We start from the raw sequence: 16,317 nt of genomic DNA on the forward strand, positions 1-16,317 counted from the left end.
GTGCCCGACAGCCCGCCGCCGATCGAGGGCGCGGTCAACTTCAACAAGGACTGACGTCCGCCACGCGAGCCGGTCAAGGGCCCGCGCCGGAAACGGCGCGGGCCCTTGCGCGTTCGGCGGGCCCTAGGCGGGGAGGGCGTAGCGGCCGTCGTCCAAGGGGTCCACCAGGCCGTCGGCCACGAGGCCGTCCAGGGCGCGTTCGCGTTGGACGGGGTCGGACCACACCACGTCCAGCGCCGACTTCTCCACGGGGCCGTCGGCGTCGCGCAGGACGGCCAGCAGGCGGCCCCGGCACTGCCGGTCGGTGCCCGCGTAGGTCTGGCCGCGCCGCGGCGGGCCGTCGTAGGCGGGACGGCCCGCGGCCTGCCAGGCGCAGGACGACAGCACCGGGCAGTCCACGCAGCGCGGCGTGCGGGCCGTGCAGATGAGGGCGCCCAGCTCCATGACGGCCACGGACCAGCGGGCCGCGGTCGGGGGATCGGCGGGCAGCAGCGACTCGGCCAGCCGGACCTCGGCGGCGGTCTGCGAGCGCGGCGGGAACTCCTCGCCGGAGACCAGGCGCGCCAGCACCCGCCGGACGTTGGTGTCGAGCACGGCGTGCCGCTGCCGGAACGCGAAGCTGGCCACCGCGGCGGCCGTGTAGGCGCCGATGCCGGGCAGCGCCAGCAGATCCGCATGCGACTCGGGGACCCGCCCGCCGTGCCGTGCCACGATCGCGCGGGCGCTCTCGTGCAGGCGCAGCGCCCGGCGCGGGTAGCCGAGGCGGCCCCACGCGCGCACCGCCTCGCCGGACGGCTCGGCGGCCAGGTCCGCCGGCCGCGGCCAGCGCGCCATCCACTCCCGCCAGACGGGCAGCACGCGGGCGACGGGGGTCTGCTGCAGCATGATCTCGCTGACCAGGACGCCCCACGGGGTGGCGTCCGGCGCGCGCCACGGCAGGTCCCGGGCGTTGGCGGCATACCAGTCGAGGATCGGCTCGGTGTAGGCGGAGTCCATGACGACTCGCCATTGTCGCACGGCGGGTCGCCGGTCCGGCCCGGATCGACTCTGCATACTGTCCGCATGGACGCGGACACCGGACGTGACGGCGGTGCGGCCGACCGGTACTGGCGGCGGCGGGCCGCCGTCCTCGCCGTCGTGCTCGGCGTCCTGGTGGCGCTGGCCTACGGCTGCGGAGGCGACGACGACGCCGGGCGCGACGCGGCCGACGGCCCCGCCGACGCGCCCACCGTTCCGAGCGCGGCGGTGACCGTCACGGTGACCGCGACGCGGAGCGTCCGGGCCGCACCCGCCCGGCCGGAAGGCGACGCCTGCGCCCGGGAGGATCTGGTGGTGGGGCTCGCCATGGCCCGCGACACCTACACCGGTGCGCAGCGGCCGCGCTTCATCGCGACCGTCGTCAACACCGGGCCGGACACGTGCACGTTCACCGGCGCACTCGGCGTGCGGGTGACGTCCGGGCGCGACCGGGTGTGGTCGTCGGCCCGGTGCGGCCGCGGCGGCTCCCGCGAGCGGACGCTGCGCCGCGGCATCCCGCACGTCGAGACGGTGACCTGGGACCGCAGGCGTTCGACCGGCGACTGCCGGGGCAGGGGGCTGCCCGCGCGGCCCGGCACCTACGTCGCCGCGGTGCGGGCGGACGGCCTCAGGCCCGCCACTCGGGTCTTCCACCTGCGCTGAACGAAACGGCGGCCCGGCCGGCTCGGGGACGGCCGGGACGTCACACGTAGCGTTCCAGAATCGAGGACTCGGCGAGCCGGGACAGGCCCTCGCGGACGCTGCGGGCCCGGGACTCCCCGACGCCGCCGACCGCCTGCAGGTCGTCGATCCCGGCGGCCAGGAGCTTTTGCAGACCGCCGAAGTGCTCGACCAGCCGTTCGACCACCGTGCCGGGCAGCCGCGGCACCTTGGCCAGCAGGCGGTACCCCTTGGGGCTGACCGGCAGGTCGAGGGCGTCGGGGCCGGAGAAGCCCATCACCTCGGCGACCGTGGACAGGTCGAGCAGCTCGTTGGCCGACAACCCGTCCAGCGCCTCCAGCACCGCGGCCACCCCGCGGGTGCGGGCCTCCTCGGACGGGTAGTCGCGCACGATCAGCTCGCGGTCGACGTCCACCCCGGACACCAGCTCGTCCAGCTGCAGCGACAGCAGCCGGCCGTCGGTGCCGAGCTCGACCACATAGCCCTCGATCTCGTCGGCGATGCGGCGGACCATCTCCAGGCGCTGGACGACCGCGCTGACGTCCCGCACCGTGACCAGGTCCTCGATCTCCAGCGCCGACAGCGTGCCGGACACCTCGTCCAGCCGCAGCTTGTAGCGTTCGAGCGTGGCCAGCGCCTGGTTGGCCTTGGACAGGATCGCGGCCGAGTCCTCCAGCACGTAGCGGGTGCCGTCGAGGTACAGCGCGATGATGTGCATCGACTGGCTCACCGAGATCACCGGATGGCCGGTCTGCCGGGCGACCCGCTCGGCGGTGCGGTGCCGGGTGCCGGACTCCTCGGTGGGGATCGTCGAGTCCGGGACCAGGTGCACCGCGGCGCGCACGATCCGCGTGTGCGTGTCGTCCAGGACGATGGCTCCGTCCATCTTGGCCAGCTCGCGCAGGCGGGTGGCGGAGAACTGCACGTCGAGTTCGAATCCGCCGGTGCACAGGTCCTCGACGAGCTTGTCGTAGCCGAGGACGATCAGGGCTCCGGTGTGCCCCCGCAGGATGCGCTCCAGTCCGTCGCGAATCGCGGTGCCCGGGGCTACCGCGGCGAGCGTGGCGCGGCGTCGTTCGTCGTGACCCTTGTCGTGTGTTGGCACCTGGCCCCCGGAGGTCTCTGGTCGGCGTCAGTTTATCGAGGAGCCCGCGGACGGTTTCTCCCGTGGTTGGTTGTCCCCCTTCCGGCCGAGGGGGATACCGCCCGTCACGCCGTACTGGCGGCCGCGGGCGGGTCCTGCTTCGCCGACCCCGGGCCGCCGCGTGCGGTCCTCCGTGGTCTCCACAGGCCGTCGCCGCCGCTTCGGCGGCCCTGGAGATATTACGCGGGTCCCTCCGTCCCGGTCATGTGACCCGAACCGGTCGCCGGGGGCGGTCAGGGGGCGGTGAACGCGACCTGCAGCGCCTGGGTGAGGCTGTCGACCTCCATGACCTTCATGCCCTCGTAGCTGGTCAGCTGCGGGTCGGCGCGCTTGAGCGGGGTGCCGTCGCCGAGGTCGAGGGAGCCGCGGGGCACCACCGCGTACTTGAAGCCCAGCCGGGCGGCCTCGGCCAGCCGGCGCTGGACGCCCGGCACGACCCGCACCTCGCCGGCCAGGCCGACCTCGCCGAGCGCGATGAGCTGGGCCGACAGCGGCTGGTCGACGGTGGACCCGGCGACGGCCAGGGCCAGCGCCAGGTCGACGGAGGTCTCGGTGAGCCGGACGCCGCCGACGGTGGAGACGTACACGTCCTGCTCGTGCATGGAGATCTTGCAGCGCTGGGCCAGCACCGCCAGGACCATGGCGACCCGCGAGGAGTCCAGGCCGGAGGACGCGCGGCGCGGGGACGGCAGGTAGGACTTGGCGACCAGCGCCTGCACCTCGGCGACCAGCGGGCGGCGGCCCTCCAGCGTCACCGTCACGCAGGTGCCCGGGACGGGTTCGTCGCGGCGGGTCAGGAACAGCCCGCTGGGGTCGGCCACCCCGACGATGCCGACCTCGGACAGGTCGAAGCAGCCGAGCTCGTCGGTGGGGCCGTAGCGGTTCTTCACCGCGCGGATCATGCGCAGCCGGCTGTGCCGGTCGCCCTCGAAGTACAGCACGACGTCGACCAGGTGCTCCAGCAGCCGCGGCCCGGCGATCGCGCCCTCCTTGGTGACGTGCCCGACCAGCACCGCGGTCATGCCGCGCTCCTTGGCCACGCGGATCAGGTTGGCGGTGACCTCGCGGATCTGGGTGACGCCGCCGGGCGCGCCGTCCACCTCGGCGCTGCCGATGGTCTGGATGGAGTCGACGACCAGCAGCGCGGGGTCGACGGCCTCGATGTGGCCGAGCACCGCCGACAGCTCGGTCTCGGCGGCCAGGTACAGGTCGTCGGTGATCGCGCCGACCCGGTCGGCGCGCAGCCGCACCTGCTCGGCCGACTCCTCGCCCGTCACGTACAGCACGGGCGTGCGGCCGCCCCCGGCGCCGGCCGGGCCGCCCTGCCGGGGGACGCCGCCGTCGCCCGCCTGCGCGTCGGAGGGGCGCCCCGCGCGGCCGCCGCCGGACGTCTCGCGGGCGCCGGCGCCGGTGGAGGCGAGCGCGGCGACCTCCAGCAGCAGCGTGGACTTGCCGATGCCCGGCTCGCCGGCGAGCAGCAGCACGGCCCCGGGGACCATGCCCCCGCCGAGCACGCGGTCGAGTTCGTCCAGGCCGGTGGGGCGGGTCCGCGCCGCCTGCACGTCCACCTGGCCGATGGGGCGGGCGGGTGCGCTGACGGGCCCGGCGGCCACCACCCGGGGCGGCGCGGCCGCGCCCGCCTCGCCGACCGAGCCCCAGGTCTGGCACTCGCCGCAGCGGCCCACCCACTTGGAGGTCTGCCAGCCGCACTCCGAGCAGCGGTAGGTGGCCTTCGCCGTCTTCGCCTTCGCCATGGCCCGAAACAGTACGGGCCGCGGCCGACACTCCGCGCGCCCGGTGCCCTCGCCGACCTTGCCCGGCGGCAAAAAATTGCATCACCGTCGGTAATCGACTGATGACGTCGCGTGTGTCGATCACGTAAGGTCGGTCCGGTCGTGTGCTCCTGGAGGGAGGCCGCGTGGTCGTCCGCGGCCCGATCGAGAGGACCGGTGATCATGCGGGGGAAACGGGTACTCGGCGTCGGCGCGTTCACGGCGGTGCTGCTGGCGGGCATGCCCGCGGCGGCCGGGCACGCCCAGTCGGCGGCGGGCCGGCGGTACGTGGCGCTCGGCGACTCCTTCACCGCCGGGCCGCTCATCCCGCGCCGGACCGGCACGCCGATCGGCTGCCTGCGGTCCGACCGCAACTACCCGTCGCTGGTCGCCGCGCGGCTGCGGCTGCGGCTCACCGACGTCAGCTGCACCGGCGCCCGCATCCGCGACCTGACGGCGCCGCAGCGCACCGCCCTCGGCACCAACCCGCCGCAGCTGCACGCGCTGACGCGCGACACCGCCCTGGTCACCGTGGGCATCGGCGGCAACGACGTGGGGTTCGGCTCGATCGCGGTCGCCTGCGGCCTGGCCAGCACCACCAATCCGTTCGGTGCGCCGTGCGCCCAGCGGTACGCCGACGTCTACAACGAGCGCCCCGACAGGATCCGTCCGCTGGTCGGCGACGTGCTGCGGCGGATCCGCGCCCGGGCGCCGCGCGCCCGCATCATGGTCGTCGGCTACCTGCGGCTGCTGCCCGACGCGCCGGGCTGCTGGCCGGCGGTCCCGGTGGCGCGCGGCGACCTGGCGTTCCTGAACGACCTGCAACGCGACCTCAACCGGGTGCTGGCCGAGCGGGCCCGCGCCCACGGCGCCGACTTCGTCGACGCCTTCGAGGGCGGCGAGGGCCACGACATGTGCGCCCCGGCCGGGCGCAGGTGGGTCGAGGGCATCCTGCCGTCGAGCGCGGCCGCGCCCGTGCATCCCAACGCGGCCGGCATGCGGGAGGTCGCCGACCGCGTGGTGGACGTCCTGGCCAGGAGCCGCCTGGACAGGAGCCGCCTGGCCTGAGGCGGGGCCTGAGACGGGGCCCGGGCCGGGCCGGCCGCCCGGCCCAGGCCGCGCGGCATGGGTCAGGCGGCGGCGGAGGACCGGCGGACGCGCTCGATGAGGTCGCTCAGGTAGCCGGTGACGGCGTCCGGACGTTCCAGCATGGCCATGTGACCGGTCGTCGGGATGACCTCCAGGCGCGCCGACGGCACGCACTCGGCGATCTTGAGGCTGTGCTCGACCGGGGTGAGGCGGTCGTTCTCCGCGCCGATGACCAGCGTGTCGGCCGGGGCCAGGGTGGCGCACTCGCTGATCACCTCGGTGCTGATCATCGAGTGCAGGAAGTCGAACAGCGCGTCCATGCGGGTCTCGGCGAGCATCTGCTCGCTGAACTCCAGCGCGGCCGGGCTGGCGTCCGGCCCGAACGCGATGAAGTCCTCGACCAGCAGGGAGCCGTCGCGGCCCAGGTGGCGCACCTTCTCGATGAGGGCCGCGCCCGCGCCGGCGGCGCGCAGCGCCGGGGGGACCACCCGCTGCGTGGTGCGCGCCAGGAGGGCGGGCAGGCCCAGCGGGGCCTCGCCGAGCCCGCCGGACGACGTGCACACCAGGGCCGCGCCCACCACCTTGTCGCCGATCCGGTCGGAGTACTCGTCGGCGTACCGCATGACCGTCATGCCGCCCATGGAGTGGCCGACCAGCACGACCGGGGTCTCGGCGGGGACGGTCTGGTCGATCACGGCGGCCAGGTCGTGCGCCAGGCGGGGCAGCCCGTAGCCGTCGCGGTCGCCGCCGTCGGAGCGGCCGTGGCCGCGCTGGTCCCAGAACACCAGGCGGGCGCGGCCGCGCAGGGCCTTGCGCTGGAAGTGCCAGGAGTCCTGGTTGAGCGTCCAGCCGTGGCAGAACACGACCGCCAGGTCGGTGCGGTCCTCGCCGTCGATCTCGGCGTAGAGCCGGGTGCCGTCGTCGGCGCGCACCGGCACGGGGCGGCCGCGCAGGGAGCCGAACGGCTCCGCGGCGTAGGGGTCGGGGCGCATGCGCAGGCGGCGTACGGCGCGGCGCTGGGCGGCCAGGCCGACGCCGGCGGCGCCCGCGCCCAGTGCGGTGGCGGTGAGGATGGCTCGGCTCGTCCGTGCGGTACGGCCCATGTCGGGTCCCCTCCCGTCGAGGTGGCGATGCGGTTGGATTGTTGTACAGCGCGTCCACTGACGGCCAGACCTGCCGGACGGGTGTGACCAACCAGTCAGTAACGTCGGGTGGCCTGGGCGCCCGCTCCGCGTCAGGCGTAGCGCCACCAGAGGTTGACGGCGTAGTCCACCTCGCAGCCCTCGTGCTCGCGCAGGAACTCGGCGGCCAGCTCGGCGGGGAACTCGATGCGCAGCACGGCGGCCAGGTCGGCCCGGTCGGCGAACGACCAGCGGATCATCAGCGGCTCGCGGGCGAAGCCCTGCCGGGACCAGAACCGCTCGACCGCGGCCGGGTCGTAGGAGGGCAGCCCGCGCCGGAACCAGCGGCCGAACGTGGAGCGGGTGGCGTCGTTGTCGATGATGAAGATCGCTCCGCCGCGCCGCACCACCCGGGACAGCTCGGCCAGCCCGGGTTCGCAGCCGGGGCCGAAGAAGTACGCCCACCGCGCGTGCACCACGTCCACCGAGGCGTCCGGAAGCGGGAGGGACTGGGCGGCGCCGACGCGGACCGCGACGTTCGGCAGGTCGCGCACCCGCCGCCGGGCCGCCGCGGCCAGCGCCGAATGCGGCTCCACGCCGATCACCCGCGCCGCCTCGCGCGCGAACCGCGGCAGGTGGAAACCGGTGCCGCAGCCAAGGTCGAGCACCGTCGCCCCAGCCCAGGGGCGCAGCGCCCACATCGCCGACTCCAGCGTGCCGTCGGGGTCCACGGCGCGGTTCTCGATCTCGTAGACCTGGGGGGAGTTCCAGATGTTGGGGCTGGGCACGGCGCCCGCAGCGATCTCGGCCACGGGGACAGAGCGTAGTCATCCCGCGCCGCGCCAAATAAGATCACCTGCGTGGGAGGGTAACTTCGGGTGTTCGGGCGCATAGGCTTTGCGTTGCGTGAGCGCCGTCGGCGGAGCGGGGCCCCGGACCGGGGCCGGGGGCCGCCGAAGCCGGTCCGGCCCTGGAGAGCGACCTGTCAGGGGCGGGACCGCGGACCCCAGGACGGGCCCGCTGCTCCGGTCCGTGCGGCGGAGCGCACAACGGACACCCGAGCGACATACTGCCGAGCGACATTATGGCGAGGGAGCCTTGACCCCGCAGCACAACGGCGCCGTTCCGCCCGCGATCCGCGTGCCGGACGCGCCGATCACGCTGTCCACCGCGTCGGTGTATCCGGAGAAGGTGCCGAGCGCCTTCGAGATCGCGGCGCTGCTGGGGTACGACGGCGTGGAGATCATGGTGTCCACGGACGCGTCCTCGCAGGACCTCAACGTACTGCGCCGCCTGTCGGACTACCACCAGGTGCCCATCCGCTCGATCCACGCCCCGTGCCTGCTGCTCACCCAGCGGGTGTGGGGGCGCGAGCCGTGGGGCAAGCTGGTGCGCTCCAAGGAGGTCGCCGAGGCCCTGGGCGCCGACGTGGTCGTCGTCCACCCGCCGTTCCGCTGGCAGCGCGAGTACGCGCGCGAGTTCGTCCAGGGCCTGGCCCGCATGCAGGAGGAGACGGACGTCCTGTTCGCGGTGGAGAACATGTTCCCGCTCAAGGCCCGGGGCGCCGAGGCGGGCATGTACGCGCCGGACTGGAACCCCGTCGACCAGGACTACCCGCACGTCACGCTGGACCTGTCGCACACCGCGGTCTCCGGCTCGGACGCGCTGGACATGGCCGGGCGGCTGGGCGAGCGGCTGCGCCACGTCCACCTGGCCGACGGCGTCGGCGTCACCAACAAGGACGAGCACCTGGTGCCGGGGCGCGGCAACCAGCCGTGCGGGCCGTTCCTGGAGCGGCTCGCCGCCGCCGGCTACCGCGGCCACATCGTGCTGGAGGTCAACACGCGCCGCGCCGGCAGCCGCGCCGAGCGCATGGAGGACCTGGCCGAGGCCCTGGCGTTCGCCCGCCTGCACCTGGCGGCGGCCGCCCCGGACGAGCAGGCGCGCACCTGGGAGGTCACCCCGGGCGGTGAGATCTCCCCGCGGGGCGCGTGATGACCGCTGCCGCGCGACCCGGGCGCGATTCGGGCGAGGGCGCGCGCGGGCGCGCGAAGCGCGGCCCCGGGCGGCGGCCCGGGCCGACCGCGACGCGGGAGGAGATCCTCGCCGCGGCGCGCACGATGTTCGCCGAGAAGGGCTACGACGCCACGTCGCTGCGGTCGATCGCGCGGGCGGCGGGGGTCGACCCGGCGCTGGTGCACCACTACTTCGGCAACAAGGAGGGGGTCTTCGCCGCGGCCATGCGGTTCCCGGTGGACCCCACCGAGTTCCTGCCGCGCGTCATGGCGGCGCCCCGCGAGCGGGTCGGCGAGACGCTGGTCCGCACGTTCCTGTCGGTCTGGGAGGACGAGACGCGGCGCGCCCCGATCCTGGCGATGCTGCGCTCGGCGATGACCAACGAGCGGGCCGCGGTCGCGCTGCGGGAGTTCTTGACGACGGCCCTGCTGGGGCGGGCGTCCGAGCTGCGGGGCACCCCGAAGCTGCGCGTGAACGCGGCGGCGGGCCAGATGATCGGCGTGATGTTCCTGCGGTACGTGCTGCGGATCGAGCCCATCGCGTCGGCGTCGACCGAAGAGCTGGTGGAGCTGCTGACGCCCACGATCCAGCGGTACTTCGATGTGCACGACGAGCCCGGCGTTCGCGGCGGTGTCGGCGACACCGCCGCGCCCGGCGAAAGCAACGGACGCCGCTGACCCGCGTTCCGCTTTGACCGCGCCGTGCGCCGCCGCCGGCGCGCGATCGGCGCATGACGCGCTCCCGCGCCGGCGGGCCGCGTGACCGCCACCTGCGTCAGCCCTGGAAGCCGCCTTGACCGGTCGCGAGCGCGGACCTAAATTCAACACATGATGAGTTCTTCTGCTCCGGCGGTCCGCGTGGCGGACCTGTGCGTGGAGCGCGGCGGCCGGCAGGTGCTGCACGAGGTGGCGTTCGAGGTGCCCCGCGGCTCGATCGTCGGCCTGCTCGGGCCCAGCGGATGCGGCAAGACGACGCTGATGCGGGCCCTCGTGGGCGTGCAGGTCGTCAAGAGCGGCACCGTGACCGTGCTCGGCGAGCCCGCGGGCCGCCCCTCCCTGCGCCGCCGCGTCGGCTACGCCACCCAGCGGCCCGCCGTCTACGCCGACCTCAGCGTCGCCGAGAACCTGCGCTACTTCGCCTCCGTGCTCGGCGCCCCCCGCGCCGACGTGGACCGCGTCGTCGCCGAGGTGGGCCTGCAGGACCACCGCGACCGGCTCGTGTCCACCCTGTCCGGCGGGCAGCTGGGCCGCGCCAACCTGGCCGTCGCGCTGCTCGGCGCCCCCGAGCTGCTCGTGCTGGACGAGCCGACCGTCGGCCTGGACCCGGTGCTGCGCCGCGAGCTGTGGACGCTGTTTCGGCGGCTGGCCGACCGCGGCGCCACGCTGATCGTCTCCAGCCACGTCATGGACGAGGCGGGCCGCGTCGACCGGCTGCTGCTCATGCGCGAGGGCCGGATCCTCGCCGAGGGGGCGCCGGACGAGCTGCGCGCCGCCACCGGCGCCGACGACCTGGAGGAGGCGTTCCTGCACCTGATCGGCGAGCGGGAGGAGGCCCGGACGTCGTGAGCGCCGCCGTCACCTTGGCCACCATGCGGCGCATCCTGGCGCAGCTGCGGCACGACCACCGCACCATCGCGATGATGATCGGCGTCCCGAGCCTGCTGATGATCCTGCTGCGGTACGTGTTCGACCGGCCGGCGGTCTTCGACCGGGTCGGGCCCATGCTGCTCGGGCTGTTCCCGTTTGTGATCATGTTCATCGTCACCAGCGTGGGCACGCTGCGCGAACGCACCGGCGGCACCCTGGAGCGGCTGATGACCATGCCGATGGGCCGCCTGGACCTGCTGCTCGGCTACGCGCTGGCGTTCGGCCTGGTGGCGCTGGCGCAGGTGGGCGCGGTGCTGGCGATCGCGCTGACCTGGCTGGGCCTGGACCTGGCCGGATCGGGCTGGACGCTGCTGCTGGTGGCGGTGCTGGACGCCCTGCTGGGCATGGCGCTCGGGCTGTTCGCCAGCGCGTTCGCCCGCACCGAGTTCCAGGCGGTGCAGTTCATGCCCGCGTTCGTGCTGCCGCAGACGCTGCTGTGCGGGCTGATCATGCCGCGCGACCAGATGGCGTCCTGGCTGGAGGCCGTCTCCGACGTGCTGCCCCTGACGTACGCGGTGGACGCCATGCAGCGGGTGAGCCGGGAACCGGACGTCGGCGGCGCGCTGGCGCGCGACATCGTGATCACCGCGGCGTGCACGGTGCTGGCCCTGCTGCTGGCCTCGGTCACGCTCCGCCGCCGCACTCGGTGACGTTCGCCACCGCGCCCCCGGCCGACCTCGCGCTCTCTGACCGGCTCTGGACGTCATCCGAGGTAAACCCCCAGATTTGGGCCGAATTGCCTGATAATCTCCGGCGCCATGACCCCCGAAGACCACCCCGGCCCCCAGGCGCACAGGCAGCACGGCGGCGACCCGTTCGAGCCCTCCGCCCCCGCGGGTCAGGGAGCGGCGCCGGGACGGGCGCCGGCCGGGTACGGAGTCCCCCCGAGCGGTCCGAGCGGCCCGGGCGGCCCGAAAGGACCGGGCGGCCCCGACGGGCCCAAGCCTCCGGACGACGGGTTCCTCCTCGGCGAGGGGAGCGGACGGCACGGCGAGGGGCGGCGCCGCAAGAAGCGCTGGCCGCGGGTGCTGGCCGGCGTGGTGGTCTTCGTCCTGCTCGCCGTGGCCGGGGTCGCCGGCCTGGTCTGGCAGCGGCAGTCGTCCTACAACGGCAACATCGACCGGCTGCCCGGGGCCATGCCCACCGGCGACCGGCCCGGCCCGAACGTGACCGGCACCGAGAACTGGCTGCTGGTCGGCTCGGACTCCCGCGCCGAGATGGGCACCACCGGAGAGGGCCGCGGGGTGTGGAAGCCGGGGCAGCAGCGGTCCGACACGATCATGCTGCTGCACCTGCCCGCCGACCGCCGCAAGGCCTACATCATCTCCTTCCCCCGCGACCTGTGGGTGGACATCGCCGACTACGGCAACCAGAAGATCAACGCGGCGTTCTCGTTCGGCGGCCCGCCGCTTTTGATCCAGACCGTGGAGAACCTCACCGGCATCCGCATCGACCACTTCGGCGCCATCGACTTCGAGGGGTTCAAGGCGATGACCGACGCGCTCGGCGGCGTGGAGGTCGACATCGCGCAGAGCGTCTACGACCCGGCGCGCAAGGTGCACTGGCAGGCCGGCCGGCAGAAGCTGGACGGCGAGAAGGCCCTGCTGTTCGTCCGGCAGCGCTACAACCTGCCCAACGGCGACTTCGACCGGATCAAGCGGCAGCAGGCGTTCCTGCGCGCGCTCGCCCAGAAGGCCGCCGACAGCGGGACGATCACCAACCCGCTCAAGCTCGACCGCTTCCTCACCGCGTTCACCAAGTCGATCAGCGTGGACGACAAGGTGTCCGCGGGCGACCTGCGGTCGCTGGCGCTGAGCCTGCGCAACGTGCGCGCCTCGGACGTGGTGTTCATGACCGTCCCCAACAAGGGCAGCGCCATGCGCGGCAAGCAGAGCGTGGTGCTGCTGGACCAGACCAAGGGCAAGGCGCTGTTCGAGGCGGTGCGCACCGCCAAGATGGCCGAGTACGTCCAGCGGTACGGAGGGGTCAACAAGACCGGAACCGTCTCGTGATCGCGAGCCCTTCTCCGGGAGTTAACCTGGAGGCGCCGGGACAGCGGACAGTGTCGTCCCACCGGAGAAGGGGTCGCCAGTGCTTCGTCAGGCTCTCCTGGTCGCCTCCCGCAGCGGCGGCGTACGCAGGCTCGTCGAGACCGCTCCGTTCACCCGCGACGCGGTGCGCCGCTTCATCGCGGGCGAGACCATCGACGACGCGCTGCACGTCACCCGCGAGCTGACCGGCGAGGGGCTGGCGGTCACCTTGGACGTGCTCGGCGAGGACGTCCACGACAGGGCCCAGGCCGACGCGACCGTCAAGCACTACGTCGAACTGCTGGGCCGGCTGGCCGACGCGGGGCTGGGCGCCCGCGCCGAGGTGTCGCTGAAGCTGACCGCCGTGGGCCAGGCCCTGGAGGAGGACCTGGCGCTGGAGAACGCCAGGCGGGTGTGCGCCGCCGCCCGCGCCGCCGGGACGTCGGTGACCCTCGACATGGAGGACCACACCACCGTCGAGTCCACCCTGCGCATCCTGCAGGAGCTGCGGCGCGAGCACCCCGACACCGGGGCGGTGATCCAGGCGTACCTGCGCCGCGCCGAGGAGTACTGCGCCGAGCTGGCCTACGAGGGGTCGCGGGTGCGGCTGTGCAAGGGCGCCTACGCCGCGCCCGAGCACGTCGCGTTCACCGGCAAGGCCGAGATCGACCGGTCGTACGTGCGGTGCATGCGGATCCTGATGAACGGCAAGGGCTACCCGATGCTGGCCACGCACGATCCGCGGCTGATCAGTATCGCCGGCACGTTCGCACTGGTCAGCGACCGCGCCCCGGGCAGCTACGAGTACCAGATGCTGTACGGCATCCGGCCGCTGGAGCAGCGGCGGCTCGCCGCCGCGGGCGAGCGGGTGCGGGTGTACGTCGCCTACGGCGGCCAGTGGTACGGCTACTTCATGCGGCGGCTCGCCGAGAAGCCCGCCAACCTGCGCTTCTTCCTGCGCTCGGCGGTCACGCGCAGCTAGCCGCGCGGCCCCTCGATAGGCTGGCGTGGTCAGGCGAAAACCCCACGTCAAGGTGCATAGATGATCGCGATTCTGGGTGCCGGGAAGATGGGCGAGGCGCTGCTGTCCGGCGTGCTGCGGGCCGGCCGCCGCCCCGCCGAGCTGATGGCCACCGTCCGCCGCGAGGAGCGCGGGGCGCTGCTGCGCGAACGGTACGGCGTCCAGATCGTCACCAACGCGGAGGCCGCCCGGACGGCGAGCACGCTGGTGCTGGCCGTCAAGCCGCAGGACATGGGGGCCCTGCTGGACGAGATCGCCCCGCACGTCCCGGCCGGACGGCTGGTGATCTCCATGGCGGCCGGCATCACCACCTCGTTCGTGCAGGAGCGGCTGCCGGCCGACCTGCCGGTGGTGCGGGTGATGTCCAACACGCCGGTGCTCGTGGACCAGGCGATGAGCGTGATCTCGGCGGGCTCGCACGCCGGCGAGGAGCACCTGAAGCTGGCCGAGGAGCTGCTCAGCCCCGTCGGCAAGGTGGTGCGCATCCCCGAGTCGCTGCAGGACGCCGCCACCGCGCTGTCCGGCAGCGGCCCGGCGTACTTCTACTACCTGGTCGAGGCCATGGTCGACGCGGGCATCCTGCTGGGCATGCCGCGCGCGGCCGCGCTGGAGCTGGTGATCCAGTCGGCCGTCGGGGCGGCGGTCATGCTGCGCGACTCCGGCGAGCACCCGGTGCTGCTGCGCGAGGCGGTGACCTCGCCGGGCGGGACGACGATCGCCGCCATCCGCGAGCTGGAGAAGCACGGGGTGCGCGCCGCCGTCCTGGAGGCGATCGAGGCCGCCCGCGACCGGGGCCGCGAGCTCGCCGGCGGCTGACCGCCGGAGGATTTCGGGCCGTCCCGGTCGGGAATGTCGCTCCGCAATTGAGCCGACGCGCCGCGGGCACCGTGTTAGGGACATGGACATCCCGCTTCGCCTGCTCGTGGCCGCCGGACTGGCGGTCGACGCCGTCGTGCACTGGCGGTTCGCCCCCGACATGAAGTTCGTGGAGGGCGGCGGCATCGGCGGCGACGTGCTGTTCCGGGTCCAGGCCGTGGCCGCCGCGCTGGCGGGGGTGCTGGTCCTGGCGCGGGCGCGCCGCTGGACGTATGCAGTCGCGTTCCTGGTGGCGGGCAGCGCGGTCGGCGCGCTGCTGCTCTACTACACCGTGGACGTGGGCGCGCTCGGCCCGCTGCCGAACATGTACGAGCCGGTCTGGTACGGCGAGAAGACCGCCAGCCTGGTCGGCGAGGGCGTCGCCACGCTGGCCGCGCTGGTCGGGTTCTTCACCGCGGGGCGGTCGCCGCGAGGGCGGCGCGGCCGGCCCGAGCCGGCCGTGGAGGACGGCCGCGTCATCTGACGGGGGCTCCTGACGGGGGCTCCGCGAAGGGCGTCGCGCAGGGCGCGGGCCGACGTTGGCGAGGCGCCTCCGCACTCCCCGCGGCCTTGTGCGCCAGGCGGGTGTGCGGAGGCGGCCTCAAGTCCTGCGGCCGGGCGGCCGTCCGGGGGGCGTCATGCGACGGCCTCGGTACCGGACGGGCCCCCGTCGCCGCCGCGGCCTCCGTTCGCGCGGCGGCTTCGCGCGGCCGTGCGCCGTCGGTCCGCGGTGCGGCCTGTGCCCGCCGTGCGGCCCCGGGCGGCGGGCGCGGCGAGGACCGAGCGGACGAAGCGGGCGGTCTCGCTCATCGCCGCGTCCGCCTCGGGCAGCACCCGGTTGAGCATCTGGAACACGTGCATCTGGCCGTTCCACACCTGCAGCAGGCAGTCGCCGCCGCCCTCGCTGATGGCCCCGGCCAGCGCCTCGGCCTCGGGCCGCAGCACCTCCCGGCTGCCGACCTGGATGAGCACCGGCGGCGTGTCGGTCCAGCGGCACGACAGCAGGGCCAGCCGGGGGTCCCGCGGGTCGGCGGTGCCGACCACGAGCCGGGCGACGCGCCGGGCGGTGGACGCGCTGATGTACGGGTCGCGGGCGAGCCGCTGCTCGCGCGTCGACAGTTCGCACGTCAAATCCACCCAGGGCGAGAACAGCACCACTCCGGCGGGGCGCGGCAGGCCGGTGCGGCACAGCTCGCCGGTGAGGGAGGCGGCCAGGTGCCCGCCCGCCGAGTCGCCCGCGATGACGACGCGTTCGGCCGGGACGCCGTAGTCCAGCAGCAGCCGGTAGGCGGCCAGCGCGTCCTCCAGCGCGGCCGGGAACGGGTGCTCGGGCGCGAGCCGGTACCGCGGGACCAGGACGGGCAGGCCGGTGTCGGCGGCCAGCCGCGCGGTGATCGGCCGGTGGGTGCGGGGGGAGCACACGACGTAACCGCCGCCGTGCAGGTAGAGGATGGCGCCGTCGGACGGCTCGTCGCCGGCGTCGCGGGGCTCCACCCACTCGCCGATGACGCGGCCGGTGTCGTGGGGCAGGTCGTCGGCCCGGCGCACCCGGACGCGCGGGTCGGCCCTGACCAGCCGGGAGGCGATGTCCACCGTGGTGCGGGCCGTCCGGATGATCACGGCGTGGCCGGGGACGTGGTGCACGATCGGCCCGACCGTCAGCCGCAGCATGCCGGAGATGGCCCGGCTGAGGGGGCTGGGGCCGCCGTCATAAGGAACCGCTTGCTGATGAAGCGCCTGCCGGGCGGACCCGCCGGGAAGCGCACCGTCCGACGCCCCGCCGGCCCCGGATCCGTCCGGCGGCGTGGGTACATCATCAGCAATGAGATGTTTGTCCATCCGCTTCCCAAACGTCAGGTTTCGCCCATGCTACGTAAAGCGTCGGCCAATGTCAGGTAGGTCACAGGGAAGTTTCCGCAGGTGAC

General features: G+C 74.2%; 16 protein-coding genes. 10 read left to right on the top strand and 6 right to left on the bottom strand.

Translation table 11 applies throughout. The annotated features are described in order from the left end of the window. Positions 1–123: 123 nt before the first annotated feature. Positions 124–996, bottom strand: a complete 873-nt coding sequence (locus ABD879_RS21950) for an HhH-GPD family protein (protein WP_345023409.1) — start codon at positions 994–996, stop codon at positions 124–126. Between the two features lie 66 nt (positions 997–1,062). Here ABD879_RS21950 and ABD879_RS21955 point away from each other — a divergent pair, with 66 nt between their 5' ends. Then, entirely contained in the window at positions 1,063–1,680 is a 618-nt protein-coding gene (locus ABD879_RS21955; RefSeq protein WP_345023410.1) for a hypothetical protein, read from the top strand. A 40-nt stretch (positions 1,681–1,720) separates the two neighbouring features. Here ABD879_RS21955 and disA read toward each other — a convergent pair whose 3' ends face one another. After that, on the bottom strand, positions 1,721–2,803 hold the full coding sequence (gene disA / locus ABD879_RS21960) for a DNA integrity scanning diadenylate cyclase DisA (RefSeq protein WP_345023411.1): 1,083 nt from the start codon (positions 2,801–2,803) through the stop codon (positions 1,721–1,723). A gap of 272 nt (positions 2,804–3,075) precedes the next feature. Beyond that, positions 3,076–4,596 carry a DNA repair protein RadA gene (gene radA, locus ABD879_RS21965; RefSeq protein ID WP_345023412.1) on the bottom strand — a complete coding sequence of 507 codons (1,521 nt, stop codon included), beginning with the start codon at positions 4,594–4,596 and terminating at the stop codon, positions 3,076–3,078. 201 nt (positions 4,597–4,797) lie between these two features. Here radA and ABD879_RS21970 point away from each other — a divergent pair, with 201 nt between their 5' ends. Beyond that, complete coding sequence (locus ABD879_RS21970; RefSeq protein WP_345023414.1) at positions 4,798–5,682, top strand: SGNH/GDSL hydrolase family protein; 885 nt, start codon at positions 4,798–4,800, stop codon at positions 5,680–5,682. Positions 5,683–5,744: 62 nt separating this feature from the next. On the opposite strand, the gene ABD879_RS21975 is transcribed toward ABD879_RS21970, so the two are convergent. Then, positions 5,745–6,806: an alpha/beta fold hydrolase gene (locus tag ABD879_RS21975; RefSeq protein WP_345023415.1), complete on the bottom strand. Its 1,062-nt coding sequence runs from the start codon at positions 6,804–6,806 to the stop codon at positions 5,745–5,747. A 131-nt stretch (positions 6,807–6,937) separates the two neighbouring features. Continuing rightward, positions 6,938–7,636: a class I SAM-dependent methyltransferase gene (locus tag ABD879_RS21980; RefSeq protein WP_345023416.1), complete on the bottom strand. Its 699-nt coding sequence runs from the start codon at positions 7,634–7,636 to the stop codon at positions 6,938–6,940. A gap of 286 nt (positions 7,637–7,922) precedes the next feature. On the opposite strand from ABD879_RS21980, the gene ABD879_RS21985 reads away from it, so the two are divergent. The 8 genes from ABD879_RS21985 to ABD879_RS22020 all read left to right on the top strand — a co-directional run bounded on the left by ABD879_RS21985 (position 7,923) and on the right by ABD879_RS22020 (position 14,876). Further along, positions 7,923–8,819 (top strand): sugar phosphate isomerase/epimerase family protein, encoded by an 897-nt coding sequence (locus tag ABD879_RS21985; RefSeq protein ID WP_345023417.1) that lies wholly within the window; start codon positions 7,923–7,925, stop codon positions 8,817–8,819. After that, on the top strand, positions 8,819–9,517 hold the full coding sequence (locus tag ABD879_RS21990; protein WP_345023419.1) for a TetR/AcrR family transcriptional regulator: 699 nt from the start codon (positions 8,819–8,821) through the stop codon (positions 9,515–9,517). The genes ABD879_RS21985 and ABD879_RS21990 overlap by 1 nt, the downstream gene beginning before the upstream one ends. A 150-nt stretch (positions 9,518–9,667) precedes the next feature. Next, on the top strand, positions 9,668–10,405 hold the full coding sequence (locus tag ABD879_RS21995) for an ABC transporter ATP-binding protein (RefSeq protein WP_345023420.1): 738 nt from the start codon (positions 9,668–9,670) through the stop codon (positions 10,403–10,405). After that, a complete protein-coding gene (locus ABD879_RS22000; protein WP_345023421.1) occupies positions 10,402–11,136 on the top strand; it encodes an ABC transporter permease in 735 nt (244 codons plus the stop codon). Before ABD879_RS21995 ends, ABD879_RS22000 begins: the two co-directional genes overlap by 4 nt. Positions 11,137–11,244: 108 nt before the next feature. Further along, a complete protein-coding gene (locus ABD879_RS22005) occupies positions 11,245–12,498 on the top strand; it encodes an LCP family protein (RefSeq protein WP_345023422.1) in 1,254 nt (417 codons plus the stop codon). A 79-nt stretch (positions 12,499–12,577) separates the two neighbouring features. Further along, positions 12,578–13,498 (top strand): proline dehydrogenase family protein, encoded by a 921-nt coding sequence (locus tag ABD879_RS22010; protein ID WP_345023423.1) that lies wholly within the window; start codon positions 12,578–12,580, stop codon positions 13,496–13,498. 60 nt (positions 13,499–13,558) lie between these two features. Further along, positions 13,559–14,353: a pyrroline-5-carboxylate reductase gene (gene proC / locus ABD879_RS22015; protein ID WP_345023425.1), complete on the top strand. Its 795-nt coding sequence runs from the start codon at positions 13,559–13,561 to the stop codon at positions 14,351–14,353. A gap of 82 nt (positions 14,354–14,435) precedes the next feature. Beyond that, on the top strand, positions 14,436–14,876 hold the full coding sequence (locus ABD879_RS22020) for a hypothetical protein (protein WP_345023426.1): 441 nt from the start codon (positions 14,436–14,438) through the stop codon (positions 14,874–14,876). Positions 14,877–15,028: 152 nt separating this feature from the next. Here the strand turns inward: ABD879_RS22020 and ABD879_RS22025 are convergent, their stop codons facing one another. Then, positions 15,029–16,063, bottom strand: coding sequence for an alpha/beta hydrolase (locus tag ABD879_RS22025; protein WP_345023427.1), 1,035 nt, complete (start codon positions 16,061–16,063; stop codon positions 15,029–15,031). Positions 16,064–16,317 lie beyond the last annotated feature (254 nt).

This window comes from Actinomadura keratinilytica (assembly GCF_039539665.1).
GTDB lineage: Bacteria > Actinomycetota > Actinomycetes > Streptosporangiales > Streptosporangiaceae > Spirillospora > Spirillospora keratinilytica.